The following is a 20,893-nucleotide window of genomic DNA, read 5'->3' as shown; positions in this document are numbered from 1 at the left end:
GTCACTCATATACCACTGCCAGTCCCTAGTTTGACAAGGAAAATTGTTTTATTTTAGAGCATGTAAAGTTTAAAATCTTGGCTCTTTAAAGGGAAAAAATCTCGTATACTTTAATTGCCAAACTCTGTTATGTGTCTATCACGACAGTGATAAGACTTTTTCAAAGTCTAGAAGTCTACATGCCTAACAACCAAGTAAATACCACTTTACCCACTGTCCTAATGGTCGATGAATTTCTGTCTCATGCGACGCAAGAAGATAAGATGACGTTTATTTGTGCCGATGGTGAATCGGAGAAACTAGTGGATATTTGGCTGAATCGACAACACGACAAGTTAGAAAAACACTTTAACCGTTATCCACCAGAAACATTAAATAAAGCAAAGTTTCTCATCACAGATATGAATACTGCTTATTTTAAGCTAACGAAAACTTATTTCAAGCAAGCTAAAATTGTCATTGAAAGTAATAACCAGATTGTAGAACTAGCAATACTTTCTTTTATACCAATCGAATTTGGTAATTAAACTTTTTATCCAACTGCTTTTTCTTGAAAGAAATATTATCAAGGCAAACAATGTTACAATCGATATGTTTTTCCCTAATTCAAAGCCTGGTGATGTATAGACTGCTGAGATGTGAACCTCTTGATGCTTAGGCAAATCCGTTAGTAATATCAATCCTCCAAACCCAGTACTAATGTCGATTTCCTTCTTATTAATATAAAATTGCCAACCTTTATCGAAAGGTATTGGAAGAATTAAATCTGCCCTATCATCTGTTTTTATAGAACCTGAAAACGATTGGCTTGCCATTTCATCTATATCAAGACCTGAATTGCCACTATTGGAAACTAGTGTTAATAACTTTTCGCTATCAATGGTCATGAAATATAATTGAAAATCTTGGATAATCTGATTTTCATTCCATACAATCATTATCTCATCACTTGAGGTATTGTTCAATTGATGCCATCCAGGAACAATATCATAAACTTCTCCATTTAAAATATACTTTATATTATTTATAAAATAAGGTGGAAAAAAAACATATAAAATGTCATCATCACTCATTCTAGGCAAGGCGAAAGTATATGCCGCTTCCTCAGAAACTTGATTAAGTGTGCCATCCTTAATGACGACACCGGTTGCTTGCTTGTGCTTTATTTCGTAATATTTTAAAAATTCATTAGGCTCCCCACCTAAACTACGGATGATACTATTTTGAATATCAGGTAATGATGTTGCATTAGCATCCGATCCATTCATTAAAAAACCTACGGGGCTTTGATATTTAGCCTGAAGAACGTCAATATACTTCCCTTTGGCAATTAAATCAAATTGATTATCATCTGAGTTACTATCCCCACTAGCGACGAGCTTATACTGATTTCTCAGTAATATATCTGTAAGCATCGTTCCTCCTTCTTTGTTTACTTTTACATAACTAGAAGGATAACCAAGATTACTCATCATCTTCATATATTTTTTGTTGCCCATAGAACTGAACCCAGATACAGAAGGAAAACGGTAGTATAAATTATCTGTTTCAAACTGATTATCCAACGAAATAAAACGGGTAAGGTCAGAGCTTTTTGAAGTTATTCTTTTTTTAATGTCATTTAATTCGGAAACTATCTCAGACTCATTCTTTTCATATTCATTAAAAGGGGTGACATTATCCATTTTGGCTAATGTCAACACTTGATGCACCGAAACCTCTAGACACACACATATAATACTTACAATCAATGCTGCTTTATTTCGCTTAAATGAATCTATAAACATTAATATGATAAACCAGAATATAACCAGTGCTTGATTCCAAAACCATAAGGTAAAATTAAGTTCTCTTTTAAAAAGTAACACCATCAGTACCATAGAAAACAATAAACCACTTATAGAGATATTTTTTAAGTTGAAAATCTCTTTTTCCATTCCTAATGCACACAAAAAGATAGTTAGAAAACTAAACACAAAAGAGAATCTATAAGGAAATCCTGTCGGATAACTAAATACATGCCAGATGTATCCCAAAAACGGAAAAATAAAACTAAACACTATAAAAGAAAATAATATTCCAAAACAGACTCTTTCTCTTCGAGAGACTTTCTTTGACATAAAAAAAATGGGAACTGTCATAATAGGTAATATACCGCTGTATAAATGCGGATAAACTGATTTCGAACTACTAATAAAAGATCGATTAAAATAGACGCCGTTAAATATTTTAGCACTTAGCTTAGCTATTGAAAAACGTATTTCAGCAGTCCCAGTTTGATTTCTTAAACCCTCTAACAATTGAAAAATAGTTGGTATGACAATCACAGAGGAAAGCATTAAGGAAAACATTGCATACCCTATTAGTTTACTACAAATTTTAAATACATCTTGTCGAGAATAATTATTTATATACAAACCAGCTAAGACAAAGAATAGCGAAAACAATATGATTATATAGGCAATGTAAAAATTAGCAATGATTAAAAATAAGAACAAAAATATATATCTGATTCGAACTTCTTTTTCTCTTATGCTATAAACTAACTCATTTAAGAAAAGTGGAAATAAAATGAATGAATCTAACCAAATAATATTGAAAAAATAGCCAATGAACATACCTGAAAATGTGTAGTAAAGAGATAAAAATAATGAGACCTCTTGTTTATTAGTAAATGAGTTGTTGAGAAAAGTGAACATAGAACAGGATATCGCAGTAAATTTCAACGCTATGATGATAACAATACCAAAATAGAAATACTCATCTGGCACAACTAACAAGACAAAATTAAAAATACTTCCCATATAGTAAGCAACATTACCAATCATGTTACTGCCACTAAAAAAATGCCAACTAAAGAAAGCAGATTCCTCACCCATCATCAAATTTTTAGCATACATCAAAAAACCTCTGTATTGTGAATGCAGGTCAGATATGTATATACTTTTGCTTCCAAATGGGTAAAAACCCATTAATATATATGCACTAATTAAGATGCTCAATGTTAATAATATACATGTAACATACCACATATATTTCTTTTTCACATTCACAGCTAACCTCCCTCATACGAAAACCAGCAAACTAGTTTGCTGGTTTTTGATTATTCTCTTGCTTTTCTTACTTTAGAATACACGATGATGGAAACTAATCCTACACCAACTATTATAAGTAAATCTGACGTATGCTCTCCAGTTTTCGGCAAGATATTGCTTTTGTTATTTTTACCGCTTGGTTTGGAAGTTGTAAGTCCAGTTGTTTCTGTTGTTTCTGTTGTTTCTGTTGTTTCTGTTGTTTCTGTTGTTTCTGTTGAGTCACTAAGCTTTAATGTCACTTCATCAGAAGTGATAGGCACCTCTGTTCTCTCGATTCCATCTACCCACATTACGCCTTCTAAGATCGGGCCAAATGAAGAATAGCTATAATCTGCTGATGTGTAACCACCTAATAAGCCAGTCCCTTTGACAATAGCCGTATTGGTTACGGTTTTACCAACTGCTGAATCCAATAATTTGGTTTCAAAAGATAATTCAACGCTATCTTTGCCAACTAATCGCTTTAACAAATCCACATTTATTTCATGTGTTTCTTCATTATAAACTTCTTTAGCATCGATATTTTCAATACTTCCATCAGAATAAGTCAGTATGATGTTCTGAGGTTCGTCTAAATGCTTATCCAACTTATCCTCAATCATACCAGAAGTCAAGATAGATCTGTTGACAGTGTTGGTAATTTTCACACTGTATCTTAAGGTGTCTCCCACATGAAAATCTTCTCCGCTTAAATTTTCCACTGATTTGGAAACTTCGAGTTTTGGGGGCACAGAGTTAGTAGTGTAAAATGCAGTATCATTGCCATCATTTGTATCACTAATATTAGTAAAAAAACCCGTATCATCTATTTGAAAATCATTATCGTGAAATGTGTAAAGATAATAACTATACTGATTAACCAAAGAACTTGTTTTTCCTTCATCCGTGTATATGTCGGTCGGGGAAATAATTTCATATTGTTGGGTGATTGTAATCGTATCACCACCCAACAATTTAAAAAGACGATAACCCCAGAAGTTGGGATTTATTTCTTCTGAACCCAGATTTGATTTCACAACCTCAGGGCCTACTTCATCTAAAACAGGGATATGCACCAGCCCTCCCCAACAGTCCCAACCTTCCGAAAGACTATTGATGGACATGGAAAGCTCAACCCCCATAATAGAGGTCAATGGATTAGTCATTGTTACTCTTCGTTCTATCACGTCACCCACTGCCGTATTATTGATGTCTCCTGATGTAAGATTGATAAAATCCATTTTCAATATGAAACCAAAAGTCGTGTCCTCATACACATTTAATACTTTATTTTCAACGATTTTTTCTTGACTGACTATTTCAGCTTCGGGATTTGGGATCGAAGAGTCAATCGTATTTAATGTCCCTTCAGAAGATGAGTCAGTTACTAAATTGGATTCCGTTGAGCTCTGGGACTCATCATCAGCAGCAAGCACCCGTTCGGATAGAACAAAAATAGACAGCATCATGCATAAACTTAAAAAAATAACTTTTATCTTTTTTGAATTGGTATCAATCATTTCTATACCTACTTTCTTTTTGGTTGGACATTGGGAATAACAACTTTATTACTCTTTTGATATACTTTTTCTGTATTAGGATTGGGATCTTCAGCAGTGGCTGTTCCGTCATCGAAATGTGAAATGATTAAGTATGTAATCAAAACCACAACCATTATCAGAATCAAAATCATCGAAATTAACATTCTAGGAGAAATAGTTATTTTCTTTTTCAAAATAAATCATCCTTTCTATATGCTTGTTACTAGCAACTTATTTCACGGTAATCACTCTTTTGATGTATTAGCATAATTTTAAGAGAAGTTTTTTTAACAAAATTTGGCCATTATATGAACACACTATAACAAAAAACCATTCAAATGTCTATATTAAACGTTACAATGATTCATAGGTTGCGTCAAGATTTTTGTGTAGATCGAAAACACCATCTTTGTTTTATTTGTATTCCAGAGCTGTTTTCTCTTGTTTGAACCATTGATAGACCTTATTGATGGTCTGTCTTGACCGATTTAATTGGCAAGCGACGTAAGCAACAGATTTGCTTATTTTAAAATTGGCGTTGCTTGACTTAGAAAAGACCCAATCGAAAATTAAACTGGAAGACATTGTATTTGTCATTGAAAAGCATGACAGGGAGCTACTGTTTCCCGATCAAGATGTCCTTAACTTCCTAGATGGTAAATATATAAAAGAAGTTCCAGAAGAAATCTGGAATTATGACACCCGAAAAGCTGTCAGTTATTATACTCGAAGCTTGAGCAAACATGATCGGCAGTGGGTCATGAGCAATACAGCTATCCTTCATTTTTGTGGACAGCCCAAGCCGTGGGACCCGAGTAGCGACAGCCGATTCACGGCTCTATACCTTCACTATATTCAACTTTTAAAGCAGCTAGAAAAACATTTTGAGCACTAGCTAATCACATCCATTCAAGAAATAACTATTAATTCCTGTATGATGAGGAACAAACAGATTTCAGAGTGATTCATTTATCTTTTTATTGCTTAGGTTAGTTATAATAGTCTTTATCAGTCATACTTGGAAATTTATTTTTAAATGTGCTATAATACAACGATACGAAAAATATTTTTATGCGACAATTTTAGTTTATTTTTAAGAAATTTATTCAAAACTGGCGTAGCTAAAGAGCTACAAGGATGTATTAGAGGTTAGGGAATACATCGTTTAAATGAGAAATACTCAAAATCTAGTAATAGTAACCTCACAACTTTAAATACAAAATATTGATTAGTTAGATAGCCCTCTCTTGATTGAGAGGGCTATCGTTCATTTTAGGGAATTTTTACTATTTAGAGCAATCAAAATTTCTCTAGGGTTCAATTAAAAAATCTAGTATCTATCTGCTGACATGATACTAGATTTCTTCACAACGAGCGTTTATCAATCATTGTCTATTTCATTGCCATTGCTGCCAATGACTTTTTGATACCAATAAAATGAATCTTTTTTATATCTATTCAATGTTCCCTGACCTTCGTCATCTTTATCGACATAAATAAACCCGTAACGTTTAGACATTTCACCTGTTGATATACTGACCAAATCTATACAACCCCACGGAGTATAGCCCATCAGTTCCACACCGTCTTCTAGTGCTTTCCCCATTTCAATAATGTGTTCTCTCAAATAATCAATGCGGTAACTGTCATGGATTTTTTTATCTTCTGTCAAAACATCGACTGCACCCAAGCCGTTTTCTACGATAAACAAAGGTTTGTGGTAACGTTGATACAGTTCATTCAAGCCGATTCTCAAACCAGCGGGATCTGTTTGCCAACCCCAATCACTGGTTTTTAAATAAGGGTTTTTAGCCCCGCCTGTCAAATTGCCAGCAACTTTTGCCCTCTCTGGATCAACTACATCAATGGTTGTTGACATGTAGTAACTCAAACCAATATAATCTACTGGATATTTTTTTATAAGAGCCAAATCGTCATCAGCCATTTTTAATGGTTTGACCCCATATTTCTTTAAAATCCGTTGTGTATAGGAAGGATAGCTTCCGCCAGCTTGAACTTCACAGCAAAATCCGTTGATTTCCTGATTTTTCTCCATATTTGCCACCTGATTAGCTGGATGGCAATCATAACCATATCCGGTAGCATAAATTGTCATCATACCGATTTTAAGAGCAGGATTTATCTCATGGGCTAATTTTACTACTAAGCTTGACGCTACAAATTGGTGATGGAGTGCTTGAAAGACAAGTTGTTTATCATTGGACCCAGTCTTAGGAATCATTCCTAAACTGAGAGCAGGAAAATGAAGGGCACCATTGATTTCATTAAAAGTCATCCAATACTTTACTTTACTGCCATAACGTTCAAGGAGAACTTTAGCATATCTCACAAAATAGTCTATCAAGCTCCGGTCCTGCCAGCCTCCAAATTCCTTGGCTAGATATAACGGCATTTCATAATGAGAAATCGTAATAACTGGCTCGATATTATATTTCAGACAAGTATCAATCACTTTTTCGTAATGAGCAAGTCCCGCTTCGTTAGGCTCAGTTTCAATACCTTTAGGAAAAATTCTTGTCCAGGCAATAGAAAACCGATAACACTTAAAGCCCATCTCAGCAAATAACGCAATATCCTCTTGATAACGGGAGTAATGATCAATCCCTGAATGCGCAGGATAATAATACTTTGTTTCATCTATATCCCAGTCAAAGTCTGGACTAAAAATCGTTTGAAAGCGTGTCTTTCCACCAGGCAGTGCATCTGCAGTCGAAAGTCCTTTGCCGTCTGCCAGATAGGCACCTTCACATTGGCTTGCTGATGTTGCTCCGCCCCATAAAAAGTTTTCAGGAAATTTCAAAATAGTACCTCCTTCTATTTTTCAATTGTCAATAGCCGATCACCAACGTCTAAATGTGCACTTTCAGTTGCGGAAATATTAACAAAATCTTTGCTGTTAGTGATGACAATTGGCGTGATAATCGATTTACCTTCTCTTTCAATCAAATCAATATCGAAATCGATTAATAGCTGTCCCTTGACTACTTTGTCCCCTTGTGCAATTTTAGGAACGAACCCGTTACCATTCAAATCAACAGTGTCCATACCGATGTGCAGCAACAACTCAACACCACTCGCCGTTTTCATGCCCACTGCATGCCCCGTAGGAAACAGTAACACGATTTCTCCATCCACAGGGGCATATAATTTACCTTCAACTGGTTCAATCGCAACTCCTAACCCCATGGCTTCAGAGGCAAAAACTGGGTCTTGAACTTGAGCTAAAGGAATCATTTTACCTGCCAATGGACTCACCACATCTTCTTCCAAAGTTGTCTCTGATTTTTCATCAGTAAGATTTTCAACTTCTTGTTCTTCAGCGTTTACTCTTCCAAAGAAATAAGTCATTGTCATTGCAAAAACAAAACCAATCGTACAAGCGATGATTGAAGCGATAACTTTTGAAGTGTCATTATCTGGGCCAATAAAATTAGGGAAAGTCAAAATACTTTGTCCGAAAGCGTAAGAAATGACACCGTTAAATGCGGTGATTGCTCCACCAATCGCTCCACCGATACATCCGAAAACAAAAGGTCTTTTAAGCGGCAAGGTGACCCCGTAAACAGTTGGTTCTGTAATCCCGAACAAAGCGGTCAACGTCGCGGAACCTGCTAATCCCTTCATCTTTATGTTTTTGGTTTTCAAGAAAACACCAAATGCTGCACCAGCTTGTGCTAAAACACCTGCCAGCGACATAGGAATCATCGTATCCATACCAGTTGTCGCTAAATTGTTCAAAGCGATTGGAACTAAGCCCCAATGCATCCCGAAAATCACCAGTACTTGCCAGAAACCTCCTAAAATTGCACCGGCTAATACCGAACTGAAACCATAAATTGCTTGATAACCTGCTCCGACCAGTTGACCGAAAACTAGTCCCAGCGGGCCAATAACAATATAAGTCAGCGGCACCATGACTAATAGGGTGATTAAGGTCACTCCAAAAATCCGTAGAAAATTCGGTACAATACGACGGGCAAACTTTTCCACATAGCTTTGAATCCAGACAGCAATAATAATAGGGATGACTGTTGAAGAGTACCCTCCGATGGCTGCTGAGAAGATGACAGGAATACCTAGAAAAGTTAAACTGCCCCCAGCCTCTGCAACGCCCGCTGCAAAATTCAAGAACTCCACTGACATCAATGACATTGCAAGTGCCAGTGCCAAAAATTCGTTTGTTTTGAATTTACGGGCAGCAGTCACCGCTAAAGCCATGGGCATAAAATAGAAAATACCATTAGCCGCTGTGTACAATAGTTGATAGGTGCCAGAATCCATGGACAGCCATCCTAGAAAAACACCTAGATTCATCAGCCCTTTAAGGACACCGGCTCCGGCAATCACTCCTAAAATAGGGGTAAAAATTGAAGAAATAATATCGATTGCCCGACTGACAATTTTTTTCTTTCCAGTCTCTTTTTCAGTCGAATCCGTTTCCTCAGACATCACTTGCATCCCGTCCAGATTTATCAGTTCTGCATAAACGTCACTGACGTGGCTGCCAATCACCACTTGATATTGACCTCCACTTTCGACGACTTGGATGATCTCAGAATGATTTTTTAATTTCTCCGTTTGTGCCTGTTCATCATTTTTCAACTTGAAACGCAATCTAGTGGCACAATGTACGACCGACTGAACGTTATCAGCACCACCGACAAGACTCACAATATCTTCAGCCAACTGCTTATTACTCATATTAAACAATCTCCTTTCAAACTATAAAATATAACTTTATCTTATCAAGGAACAGGGAGCTCAGCGGGTCAGTTTCTACCTTTTAAAAATGTTTTTTGAGCTAAAAAAGAAACGCCTAAGCGTTTCTTAAAAAATAACTCATATTATGATAATACTGTTGGTTCACTAATGCTTCTATCTGAGTCAATTCATCAATTCCTAAAACATCGATGACACTGATATAAGGAGGAGCCAATTTTATATTTTCCGGCAAAATAAAATTAATCAAGACAAGGTCGTAATCAGCAGCGGCTTTGGGCAGCTCTTCTATAGCTTGCAGATCAAGACTGGTGATTTTAGCTTTTTTTCCAAACAAAAAGTTAAGGTGTTCAGACATATAGTGCATATGTTCCACGTCACTGTTGAAGAAAAGTCCAATTCGGCATGGGGGCGTCGTCTCTATCAAGTAATGATAAAACTCTTGCCAATGTGTCACTAATAAATAAAAAAACTCGTAAAAATAAGCCTCATTACTAGCAGCAACCATTGGCAAATGTTCTTGAAACAAAGATTTCACTCGTAACTGGACTGTTTCTTTTAGATGGTGACTTAAGAGCAGGAATGTTTTCCGATTGGGGAAAATAATATAAGGTGTAATGCTGATTTCTTTCGCAATAGAAATGACATTATAGATATTTAGAGCTAATTTTTCCAAATGTGTGACAGGAATAGAGAAATCATCACTCAATGTTTCTATGATGTTGATGATTCCTTCAAAAATTTCACGATTTCCTTTAGATTTCCCAACCCTCTCCTTGAAATCACGGTTAGATAACGCATACCAGTCATTTAAAAAATAACGAAACAGTCTCTGATAAACATCAACGGTTAACTCTATTTTGAAATAATATTCGAAATTATTTTTGTTTTGATAATGGCTTGATTCTGACTGAACCAGTTCCCGCAAGTCTTTGGTCAACTCGACCATTTGAGTAGGAACATGGTGTTGCTTTTCACGAATCAATGCCACCATCAGATAACGTTTCATCCGCATGTGACTTGGATAATTATATTGTCCCCGCGGAAACTTCTCCATGAAAACATCAATCAACTCTAGACTAAAGTCTGTGATTATTTTGTCAAATGGATACTCGTCATTTGGATAGCGTTCCTGGAAATAAAAGATGTAAAAGGCACGAATGTTATTTTCATCCCCTACCATCTGGACAGGTCTGCTTTTGATTTTAATTTGATAAGGAGCCAAACAGAGATTAATAAAAGAAATCGTCCGCTTTAACGTTGCTTGAGAAATATACAATTCCTTAGCTAATTTTTCATAACTGTCATGTTCATTGAAAAAAACTGTCTCCAGCAACTTAAACGTCAGGCTTTCTTTTAAAAAAGTTTGATAAATTATTTTCATTGATTTTTCTTGCGGGATTTGTAAATAGCATCGTTTGTCCCCGGTAACTTCGATAAACAATGGTGAAATCATCTGATTTAGGAAACCGATATCGACTTGAAGCTGCATGACAGTTAAATAAAGTTTTTCGGATAAAGTTTTTAAACGTATCCCAGGGTTAAGATAAATCATTTCGATTAGTTCTAAACGACGGTTCTCTTTTTCATTTAATAACTCTCTCATAACTTCACACTCTTTTAGTCCATAATTTTATAGTCTGCTCTTATTTCTTATTTCATCTTTTACCAAATGACGGATGAAAACGTCTTTATTTTTGTATCATATCATTTCTTCACCCTTAAAGTAAATTAAATGACATGTATGATAAAGCTAACTGGTATCCATTTATAAAAAAGATTCTTAATATTTTATCATCATTGTAACCGAACTTCATTCAATTTAGAAGATAAAAATAACGCTTTTTCTAAAAAATATCAGGTAATTAACATAAACAATCTTATCAACCGGCTCTATTTTGCTGCTCTTATTAATTTTACTACATCTCAATATCTTAATTGGGGTAAGGAAGGATTAATGAGATTTTCTTATCATAAAAAAGATTTTCAACCTCTTAATTAAAACGAAAAAAAGATGTTGGTCAGGACATTCGCTTCCTAACCAACATCTTTTGATTTAATCGTCATCAGCCCTATTTGGCAAAGAGCCGGATTCAATTTTAAAATCTTATTTCTTTGGTGTATCCTCATCCATCTTAAGAACAGCCATGAAGGCTTCTTGCGGAACTTCGACTGAACCGATGGATTTCATTCGTTTCTTACCTTCTTTTTGCTTTTCTAACAGCTTACGTTTACGGGAAACATCTCCACCGTAACATTTAGCCAAGACATTTTTGCGCAACGCTTTGATATTGGAACGTGATACTATTTTCTGTCCGATAGCGGCTTGTACCGGCACTTCAAATTGTTGGCGCGGAATCAGTGCTTTCAGCTTTTCAACAATAGCTTTGCCTCGGTCATAGGCAAATTCTTTATGAACGATAAAGCTCAATGCATCTACTTTTTCCCCATTCAGCAATATTTCCATTTTCACTAATTTGCTCGTCTTGTAGCCAATAATCTCATAATCCAATGATGCATAACCTTTTGTATGAGACTTCAGCCTGTCAAAGAAGTCAAAAACGATTTCTGACAGAGGCAGCTCATACACGACGTTTACCCGGTAAGCATCCAAATAATCCATCGTAACAAAATCCCCCCGTTTGCGTTGGGATAGCTCCATCACTGCACCCACGTAGTCATTAGGCACCATGATAGAAGCTTTTACATAAGGTTCTTCCACGTAATCGATAACTCCTTGTTCGGGGAAGTCTGCCGGATTATCCACCACAATTCTTTCTCCATCTGTTTTAACAACATGATAGATAACTGATGGGGCGGTCGTAATCAAATCAAGGTTGAATTCACGTTCCAAACGTTCCTGAATCACATCCATATGCAGCAAACCTAAAAAGCCGCAGCGGAAACCGAAGCCTAAAGCCTGAGATGTTTCCGGTTCAAAATCCAGAGCCGAATCATTCAGCTGTAATTTTTCAAGAGCTTCACGCAAATCATTATATTTTGAAGTGTCGATTGGATATAATCCGCAAAAAACCATCGGATTCAGCTTCCGATAACCTGCTAATGGTTCGCTGGCAGGATTGTCAGCTAAAGTGACAGTATCCCCCACTTGTGTGTCTTGAACCGTTTTGATGCTGGCAGTGATATAACCTACATCTCCCACGGATAATACATCACGTGACACAGGTTTCGGCGAGAAAATCCCTACTTCTGTCACTTCAAACTTCTTGCCATTTTGCATCAACATAATTTCATCGCCAGGTTTCACCATACCATCAATAACCCGAATATTTAGAACCACACCTCGGTAACTGTCGTAAACGGAATCGAAAATCAAAGCTTTCAAAGGTGCATCTAAATCCCCATCAGGTGCCGGAACTTTTTCTACGATTTGTTCTAAAATTTCTTCAATACCTATGCCGGCTTTTGCGCTAGCAAGGACGGCTTCGCTGGCATCAATCCCTACAACATCTTCGATTTCTTGGCGAACTTTTTCCGGGTCTGCTGCCGGCAAATCTATTTTATTGATAACAGGAAGGATTTCCAAATCATTGTCAACGGCTAAATAGACATTGGCTAATGTCTGTGCTTCGATACCTTGGGCAGCATCCACCACCAGTATTGCTCCTTCACAAGCCGCTAAGCTCCTTGAAACTTCATAGGTAAAGTCTACGTGACCAGGCGTGTCGATCAAATGGAAAATGTATTCCTCACCGTCTTTTGCTTTATAAGTAAGTTCCACTGTATTTAACTTTATAGTGATGCCACGCTCTCTTTCCAAGTCCATGGAATCTAATAATTGATCCTGCATTTCACGGGAAGACACTGTTTCAGTTTGCTGAAGGATCCGGTCAGCCAACGTTGATTTCCCATGGTCGATATGAGCAATAATCGAAAAATTCCGAATCTTGCTCTGCCTCTCTCTTAATTTTTCTATCTCCATTTAAAAAATTCCTACTTTCTTTTCAATCAGCATGTTTAATTATAGCAATATTTCCGGAGGTTTTAAAGTATTTTCATACAGCTGATATGCTGACGAAAGATTGTTTCCTAGCTAAAAAAATCTGACAGCAGAGGAGAAATCTGATTGGTTTTAAAAATTTCTCTGCTAAAAATATGATAATACAATGACACTTTATCATCTGTTGTTTTTCTTCAAAAAAAATCCCGAAGAACATCTTCTTGGAGAATTCCTCAGGATTTTTAATGTTAATCTCTTTTGTTCATTTCACGGATTAATTCGTCTATCCGACTACCGTAAGCAACAGATTCGTCCCGCTTGAAGAACAATTCCGGTGTTCTGTAAATCTGCAAACGTGAGCCCAACTCTTTGCGGATCAAACCTTTAGCCTTATCAAATCCGGCTTGAACTTCTTTGACAGCCTCTGCATCATCAGACAAGGTACTGTAGTAGATCGTTGCTTCTTGCAAATCTCCTGTAACAGATACTTCTGTGATCGTTACTCCCTCTACTCGAGGGTCACGAACTTTTTTTTGCAGAATATCGTTGATTTCCTTTTGGATTTCTTGCGCTACCCTGCGTGCACGATATTTTGTCATTGTTTTCTCCTCTTACTTGTCAGCCTGATACCCGTTGTACTAAAGATTATTTTGTTAAAAGTAATATTTTTTTCGGATAAATCAGAGCTTAAACGATTTTTATTTCTTCCATAATAAAGCCTTCAATCACATCATCTACTCTGACGTCATTGTAGTTTTCAATCATGGCACCGCACTCGTAGCCAGTCTTCACTTCTTTCACATCGTCTTTAAAACGTTTCAGACTAGCAAGTTTGCCTTCGAAAATGACGATACCATCGCGAATCACACGAACACCGCTATCCCGTTCAATATGTCCATCGGTTACATAACAACCAGCAATCGTTCCCACTTTGGACACTTTATATGTTTCACGAACCACCATTTGACCGGTGATTTTTTCTCGGTACTCAGGATCAAGCATCCCTTTCATCGCTGTTTCTATTTCTTCGATGGCGCGGTAGATGACTCGATGTAAACGAATATCCACAGTATCGCTTTCTGCCTGAACTTTTGCCTGAGGTGTGGCACGAACGTTGAAACCGATGATGATCGCATTACTTGCTGTTGCAAGTGTAATATCACTTTCGTTAATAGCTCCCACGGCAGAGTGGACGATTTTCACTCGAACGCCTTCCACATCGATTTTCTTCAAGCTGGCTGCCAATGCTTCTGCGGAACCTTGAACGTCAGCTTTAATAATAACATTGACTTCTTTCAGTTCTCCCTCTTTCAAACTTTCAAACAAGTTATCCAAAGTAACCAAGGTATTAGCATGACGGTGTTCCAACAGTGCACGTTTAGCACGTTCTTCACCTGCCGCCCGTGCTGTTTTTTCATCTTCAAAAGTAACGAAATGATCACCAGCTTGGGGCACATCGTTCAAACCAGTGATTTCAACTGGTGAAGATGGTCCGGCAGATTTTTCGCGACGGCCTACATCATTGGTCATCACACGGACACGGCCGAAAGTATTCCCGACAACAATCGGGTCTCCAACTCGCAAGGTCCCTTGTTGAACCAGCAAAGTAGCCACTGCACCCTTTCCTTTATCCAGGCGGGCTTCGATTACTGTTCCGATAGCTCGTTGCGTTGGATCAGCTTTTAATTCCTGAACTTCAGAAACAAGTAAAATCATTTCCAGTAAATCGTCGATGTGTTTACCGAACTTAGCTGAAATCGGTACGAAAATCGTATCGCCGCCCCAATCTTCCGGAATCAAACCATGTTCACTCAATTCCTGCATGACACGATCAGGATTGGCAGACGGTTTGTCGATTTTATTGACCGCCACAATAATAGGTACATCTGCCGCTTTGGCGTGGTTGATGGCTTCAATAGTTTGCGGCATCACACCGTCGTCTGCTGCAACTACCAAGATTGTAACGTCGGTAATGCTCGCTCCCCGCGCACGCATACTGGTAAAGGCTGCGTGTCCAGGTGTGTCAAGGAAAGTAATCGGTTTGCCTTCGATTTCAATCTGGTAAGCACCGATATGCTGAGTGATACCGCCTGCTTCCCCTAAGGATACTTTTGTATGACGAAGAGTATCTAGCAATGTCGTTTTCCCATGGTCAACGTGCCCCATGATTGTCACAACAGGAGGACGAGTAACTAAGTTTTCTTTATTTATTGCCTCTGGCTCGAAAAACTTATCGATGTCTGCAACATCAACTTGAACTTTTTCTTCTGCTTCAATGCCATAGTCAGCAGCTAGAATTTCAATCGTATCTTTATCCAATGCCTGATTTTGGTTTACTACCACGCCAAGCATGAACAATTTCTTGATGATTTCTGCCGGCTCACGGTAGATTTTCTTTGAAATTTCAGCCACATTCATACCTTCTGTGTAAACTAAAACCTCAGGCAGCTCTCTGAACTTACGTGCTGGCACCGCTGGCTTCGTTGACTGCTGTCTGTTTTGTTTCCCTTTTCTTCCTCGTTTGTTAAATTTGTTTCGGTTCTGATAATTGCCTTGCTGACGATTATCTCCACGGAAATTCTTTGAACGGTTGCCGCCTTGAGTGCCCTGCTGAGCACCCTGTTGTTTGTTTCCTTGCTGCTGCTTCGCCTGCCCCTGTGTCCTAGCTTGCTGCTGGCCGCCTTTATTTTGACCTTGGGGTTTGTTGCCCTGTGGTTTATTTCCTTGTTGTGGTTTATTCCCTTGTTGCGGTTTATTCCCTTGCTGCGGTCTGTTACTCTGCTGGCCGCCTTGCTTAGAAAATGGTTTTTTCTGAGTCGGACGTTGCTGATTTTTGTTTTGTGTACTATTTTTTGACTGATTATTATTCATATAAGTCGTTTGCTCTTTCTTGCCGCCAGTAGATTGCTGCGGATTATTTTGTCTTTGTTGGTTAGTCCGCGTCTCTTTACCGGATTGTGGCTGTCTCTGCCCTGTCACCGGTTTATGACCTGCTTGCGAACGACTAGCTTGGTGCGTTGGTCTCTTGCTTGTTTGTTGGGAGCGGTTTTGCTGATGACTTTGGCTCCCTCTAGGTTGATTATCTTGATTCTTTTGTTGATTTTTTTGTGTTGAGGGTTGTTTGGACTGCGCTGGTTGTTGTTTTTGACTAGCTGCTCTTGGTTTAAAAGCATGACTAATCTTTTCGGCTTGAGAGCCGTCAACAGTTGCCATATGATTTTTCACATCAATCCCAAGGGTTTTAGCTTTGTCAATAACCGCCTTACTTGATTGATTGATTTCTTTGGCTAATTCATAAATTCTTTTTTTTCCCATGCAATCACCTTCCTAACTTGATATTAACTCCTTTAATTTCTCAGCAAATCCTTTGTCTTTCACCCCACAAACCATTCGTTTTCTGCCAATCGCTTGACTGATTTCTGTTTGAGTGAATAGTGAATAACAAGGAATTTGATAATGAGAACACTTATCTGTGAGTTTTTTTTGGGTATTGGCACTAGCATCTTCTGCCAGCAGTACAAGTTCAACCTTTCGACTCCGGACATCTTGTAACACAAGTCCTTCGCCGGAAACGATTTTTCCTGCTCTCATGGCCATACCTAGTAAGTTTAACGCTTTTTCGCGATTATTCATTTTCCAAACAATTCCTGTCTTGCTTTTTGATGGGTCACGTAATCTATCAACTCTTGATAAAAGTCATCTGATATTTTTACATTTAAAACCCGAGAAAGGATATCTTCGTCACGTGCCTTCTTGGCCACTTCAGGCTCAATAGAAACGTAAGCGCCACGGCCCGGCATTTTTCCGGAAGGATCAAGGGATACTTCTCCTTCTTTTGAGCGGACAATGCGTATCATTTCTTTTTTGTTTTTCATTTCTCCCGAAACCACACATTTTCTTAAAGGAACTTTACGCTGTTTCATCTATTTTTGCCTCCGTTCTTACTCTTCCTCCAAAAAGCTCTCATCAACTGTATCATCTTCTTCGATTACATCGTCTCCTGCATCATCAGAAGCTCCAATCATTTCGTCTGTTTCCACGAACTCTTCATCATCAACATCTGAAAAATCTTCCAGCTCTTCAGCAAATTCTTCTGACTGAACGTCTTCTTCTGCCGCCCATTGTTCTCGTAAGGCTTCCATATCAGTTTCAGACTTGATATCGATTTTAAAATTAGTTAGTTTTGCTGCTAACCTTGCATTTTGTCCCCGCTTGCCAATCGCTAATGACAGCTGATAATCAGGTACGACCACCGTACAAGAACGACTGTTGTTGTCATCAGAGAAATTAACTTCCAAAACTTGTGCCGGGTTTAATGCATTGGCGATATAGACTGCCGGGTCTTCGTCCCATTCGACAATATCCATGTTCTCGCCTCTCAATTCATTGACGATTGCCTGCACTCTTTGTCCCCTTGGTCCCACACATGTCCCCACAGGGTCGACGTTTGGATCTTCAGACCGGACTGAAACTTTAGAACGGTCTCCTGCTTCGCGGGCCACGTTGACGATTTCCACCACACCGTCATAAACTTCCGGCACTTCTTGTTCAAACAATCGTTTCAACAAATCCGGATGGCTGCGGCTGACAAAAACTTGAGGCCCTTTCGATGTGTTTTCTACCTTGGACACATAAACCTTGATGCGGTCGTGAGGTTGATAAATTTCATTAGGGATTTGATCTTGCCGGGACAAAACTGCTTCTATTTTGCCAAGATTGACATAAATATAGCGGTGATCCTGACGTTCCACAATCCCTTGCATGATTTCATTTTCATAGGCGCTGAATTCTTCGTAAATAATCGAACGTTCTGCCTCACGAACTCTTTGTAAAATAACTTGTTTTGCTGTCTGTGCAGCAATTCGGCCAAAGTCCTTCGGTGTCACTTCAAAGTTGATTTTATCCCCGATTTCATACGCCGGGTTAATCTTCAAAGCTTCTTCCAAAGAGACTTCCAATTGTGAATCCATTACCACGTCTGTCACTTCTTTGACTGCAAACACATGGATATTTCCTTTTTTCTCATCAAATTCTACTTGTACATTTTGTGCTTGACCATAATGTCTTTTATACGCAGAAACCAATGCTGCTTCAAGTGCATCGATCACAATTTCTTTTGAAATGCCTTTTTCTACTTCCAATGCTTCAAGAGCATTTAACATTTCTTTACTCATGACTTTTACTATCCTCCATTACGTTTTCTTAAAATTGAATCGCCAGTCTCGCCTTGGCAATATTACTTCTTTGGAATGTCAATTCTTTTTTCATCGTTTTAATTGTTACTAGCAACGTCAATTCATCCGCAGTTAATTTTGTTAAAAACCCTTCAAATTGCTTTTCACCTTCAACTGCGACATAAAGAGAGATATGGATGTATTCATCCAAAGCTTTTTGAAAGTCTTCTTCTTTTTTCAACGGTCTTTCAACACCAGGAGAGGAGACTTCTAAAAAATATGCTTGTGGAATAGGATCTGGATTTAATGCATCCATTCTTTCGCTCAACTGTTCGCTAACGATGGCACATTCTTCGATATCTATACCATTTGGCTTATCAATATAAACGCGCAGGAACCAGTTTCTACCTTCTTTTACAAACTCAATGTCTACAAGTTCAAACTTTAATTGATCTAGAATAGGGGTCACAACTTCACTAACAGTTTCCACAACACTACTCAATTAATTTCGCCTCCTTCATGGGAATCTGTCTATCCATCAAAAAGAGTGAGCGTTCCGCACGCTCACTCTTTCCTCCGGTATCAATCTAGAAGCATTATAACATATTTTCATGGAGCTTTCAACAAATCCTTTCCCACTGTGTTTTTAGTCCCTTTTTCAAAAAAATTACTTTTGATTTGGTTAATTTTTTTCTAAATGTTCTGTTCAGCTATTGGTTCTTGCACTTCCGCTTGCTATGATAGATTCACCAGCATGGAAAGGAAGCAAAGTTAACCATGAGTTATTTTATTCAAATCACTTTCATTTTTTTTATTGTTTTTGTTCTGGAAGGAATCAGAGAGAATCGAGTTCTTTCCGTTGCCGAATATAAAGTCGCTTCATTAGAAGCATCATCTCTCAAAATAGCCCAGTTATCAGATTTGCAATACCCGCGGCTAAGGATTAATGAAGAAACACTAATCAGCGAGTTGAGGGAAAGAACGCCTGACTTGATTTTTTTAACAGGCGATACGATTGATCGTACCGAATCTGTTGAACAAACAAAACTAAAACTTTTACTGCCAAAACTCATGGAAATCGCACCTGTATTTATCGTTGCGGGAAACCACGAAACCACAAGCGGCCAATATGATGAGTGGCGGCAAATGATCAATGATTCTGGTGCCTTCTTGTTAGAAAATCAAATCCAAGAACTTGAAATCAACGGCCATTCGATTGCGGTGGGGGGCCTATGCGAATATCAAATTGCCTTTCCGGAAACAGAGATGAACAAATTAAAAAATAAAAAACACTTTTTATTATTGTCCCATCACCCGGAATTATTCGAAAATATCATTGAGCTGCTCCCAGAGAACCAGCCATATAATACCTATATTTTCAGCGGACATGCCCACGGTGGACAGATTATTATACCGGGCATTGGAGGTATCTTATCACCCAATCAAGGATTTTTTCCTAAGCTCACTGATGGTCTCTATGATTCTGAAAAGAATCAACAGGCAAAACTAATCGTCAGCCGGGGATTAGCCAATAGCCGTTTCCCTTTAAGGATCAACAACTATCCTCAACTCAATTTTTTAATCATTGAATAACCAGCAGAATCTCTATTCTTTCATGACAAAAAAAACCCGTCTCACAGTAAGTGAAGCGGGTTTTTACTTTATCATTTATCAAAACAAGTTGGACTGTTGAAATAGTCTTTTAATCTACTCTTGACAAAAATAACCATTTAAAGCTTCTCAACTGTCTCCTCTTGATTGACCAATTCTCTATCTATTATTTCTTTTATTTTTTCAACATTCATCTCGTAAAACAATTTCGCTGGGACATGAATTTCAAATATATTTTCTTCATTTTGCCCGTCAATCATTTTAGCTGACTAAATTTTCCCTTAAAAACAAACTTCAAGCATTGCAACATCACTTAATATTTATCTTTTTAATTTATTCAAACTCTTTTAAAACCGATTATATTTCTCAGTGCTTGATTATTTTCAATAGCACTTTATTTGCTAATAAATAGCCAAAAAAACAGAGAATCAATGAAAAAGCTAAAAACCATGGGCTGCGCGAGATATTATCCGGAAGTTTCATGCCGATGTAAAACGAAACACTAAACAAAAAGAATGCAAAGACAGAGGACAAAATTTTTCTAAACACATTTTCCCGTGAGAAATCATTTTTTTCATTATCATCTGAGGGTAGATGGGTATCATTAAACGGATCCCGGCTAATCAACCTGTTGTCCCTATCGATATCTTTTTTTCCGATAGACCAGCGTTTGTCATTTATAGCCATGACGCTCTCCCCTTCCTATTTTATAACACATCAGATTCTCCAAAAACCTGAAACGACACTCTTAAACTTCAATTTAATTATACCATTCCTCACTAAAAAATAATA

The 20,893-nt window shown here is 37.8% G+C and carries 17 protein-coding genes; 3 read left to right on the top strand and 14 right to left on the bottom strand.

Features of this window, described 5'->3' with window-relative positions:
• Window positions 1-179: 179 nt before the first annotated feature.
• Window positions 180-527, top strand: a complete 348-nt coding sequence (locus AC4PHI_RS05630) for a transposase (RefSeq protein ID WP_492201331.1) — start codon at window positions 180-182, stop codon at window positions 525-527.
• Here the strand turns inward: AC4PHI_RS05630 and AC4PHI_RS05625 are convergent.
• The 3 genes from AC4PHI_RS05625 to AC4PHI_RS05615 are packed head-to-tail and all read right to left on the bottom strand — an operon-like array spanning window position 486 to window position 4,809.
• The gene (locus tag AC4PHI_RS05625; RefSeq protein WP_492201330.1) at window positions 486-3,053 is read right to left on the bottom strand and encodes a YfhO family protein; all 2,568 of its coding nucleotides are present in this window, start codon (window positions 3,051-3,053) and stop codon (window positions 486-488) included. The genes AC4PHI_RS05630 and AC4PHI_RS05625 overlap by 42 nt on opposite strands.
• Window positions 3,054-3,103: 50 nt before the next feature.
• The gene (locus AC4PHI_RS05620) at window positions 3,104-4,594 is read right to left on the bottom strand and encodes an isopeptide-forming domain-containing fimbrial protein (RefSeq protein WP_492201329.1); all 1,491 of its coding nucleotides are present in this window, start codon (window positions 4,592-4,594) and stop codon (window positions 3,104-3,106) included.
• Between the two features lie 8 nt (window positions 4,595-4,602).
• On the bottom strand, window positions 4,603-4,809 hold the full coding sequence (locus AC4PHI_RS05615) for a hypothetical protein (protein ID WP_492201328.1): 207 nt from the start codon (window positions 4,807-4,809) through the stop codon (window positions 4,603-4,605).
• 323 nt (window positions 4,810-5,132) lie between these two features.
• On the opposite strand from AC4PHI_RS05615, the gene AC4PHI_RS05610 reads away from it, so the two are divergent.
• Window positions 5,133-5,510, top strand: coding sequence for a glycosyltransferase (locus tag AC4PHI_RS05610; protein ID WP_492201327.1), 378 nt, complete (start codon window positions 5,133-5,135; stop codon window positions 5,508-5,510).
• 486 nt (window positions 5,511-5,996) lie between these two features.
• On the opposite strand, the gene AC4PHI_RS05605 is transcribed toward AC4PHI_RS05610, so the two are convergent.
• The 10 genes from AC4PHI_RS05605 to rimP form a co-directional block, all read right to left on the bottom strand.
• Entirely contained in the window at window positions 5,997-7,439 is a 1,443-nt protein-coding gene (locus AC4PHI_RS05605) for a glycoside hydrolase family 1 protein (protein WP_492201542.1), read from the bottom strand.
• 11 nt (window positions 7,440-7,450) lie between these two features.
• Window positions 7,451-9,337, bottom strand: a complete 1,887-nt coding sequence (locus tag AC4PHI_RS05600) for a beta-glucoside-specific PTS transporter subunit IIABC (protein ID WP_492201326.1) — start codon at window positions 9,335-9,337, stop codon at window positions 7,451-7,453.
• Window positions 9,338-9,452: 115 nt separating this feature from the next.
• Window positions 9,453-10,961, bottom strand: a complete 1,509-nt coding sequence (locus AC4PHI_RS05595) for a helix-turn-helix domain-containing protein (RefSeq protein ID WP_492201325.1) — start codon at window positions 10,959-10,961, stop codon at window positions 9,453-9,455.
• 501 nt (window positions 10,962-11,462) lie between these two features.
• Window positions 11,463-13,298, bottom strand: a complete 1,836-nt coding sequence (lepA, locus tag AC4PHI_RS05590) for a translation elongation factor 4 (protein ID WP_492201324.1) — start codon at window positions 13,296-13,298, stop codon at window positions 11,463-11,465.
• 266 nt (window positions 13,299-13,564) lie between these two features.
• The gene (gene rbfA / locus AC4PHI_RS05585; RefSeq protein WP_492201323.1) at window positions 13,565-13,915 is read right to left on the bottom strand and encodes a 30S ribosome-binding factor RbfA; all 351 of its coding nucleotides are present in this window, start codon (window positions 13,913-13,915) and stop codon (window positions 13,565-13,567) included.
• 88 nt (window positions 13,916-14,003) lie between these two features.
• Window positions 14,004-16,631, bottom strand: coding sequence for a translation initiation factor IF-2 (gene infB, locus AC4PHI_RS05580; protein ID WP_492201322.1), 2,628 nt, complete (start codon window positions 16,629-16,631; stop codon window positions 14,004-14,006).
• 12 nt (window positions 16,632-16,643) lie between these two features.
• Window positions 16,644-16,949, bottom strand: coding sequence for a YlxQ-related RNA-binding protein (locus AC4PHI_RS05575; RefSeq protein WP_492201321.1), 306 nt, complete (start codon window positions 16,947-16,949; stop codon window positions 16,644-16,646).
• Entirely contained in the window at window positions 16,946-17,239 is a 294-nt protein-coding gene (rnpM, locus tag AC4PHI_RS05570; protein WP_492201320.1) for an RNase P modulator RnpM, read from the bottom strand. The genes AC4PHI_RS05575 and rnpM overlap by 4 nt, the downstream gene beginning before the upstream one ends.
• An 18-nt stretch (window positions 17,240-17,257) precedes the next feature.
• Window positions 17,258-18,490, bottom strand: coding sequence for a transcription termination factor NusA (gene nusA / locus AC4PHI_RS05565; protein WP_492201319.1), 1,233 nt, complete (start codon window positions 18,488-18,490; stop codon window positions 17,258-17,260).
• Between the two features lie 28 nt (window positions 18,491-18,518).
• Window positions 18,519-18,992, bottom strand: a complete 474-nt coding sequence (gene rimP, locus AC4PHI_RS05560; RefSeq protein WP_492201318.1) for a ribosome maturation factor RimP — start codon at window positions 18,990-18,992, stop codon at window positions 18,519-18,521.
• Between the two features lie 275 nt (window positions 18,993-19,267).
• On the opposite strand from rimP, the gene AC4PHI_RS05555 reads away from it, so the two are divergent.
• Window positions 19,268-20,083, top strand: coding sequence for a metallophosphoesterase (locus AC4PHI_RS05555; protein ID WP_492201317.1), 816 nt, complete (start codon window positions 19,268-19,270; stop codon window positions 20,081-20,083).
• Window positions 20,084-20,467: 384 nt separating this feature from the next.
• Here the strand turns inward: AC4PHI_RS05555 and AC4PHI_RS05550 are convergent, their stop codons facing one another.
• Window positions 20,468-20,788, bottom strand: coding sequence for a hypothetical protein (locus tag AC4PHI_RS05550; RefSeq protein WP_492201316.1), 321 nt, complete (start codon window positions 20,786-20,788; stop codon window positions 20,468-20,470).
• Window positions 20,789-20,893 lie beyond the last annotated feature (105 nt).

Source organism: Vagococcus sp. QWL-13 (genome assembly GCF_058683555.1).
This window is presented reverse-complemented; position numbering and strand designations above follow the sequence as displayed.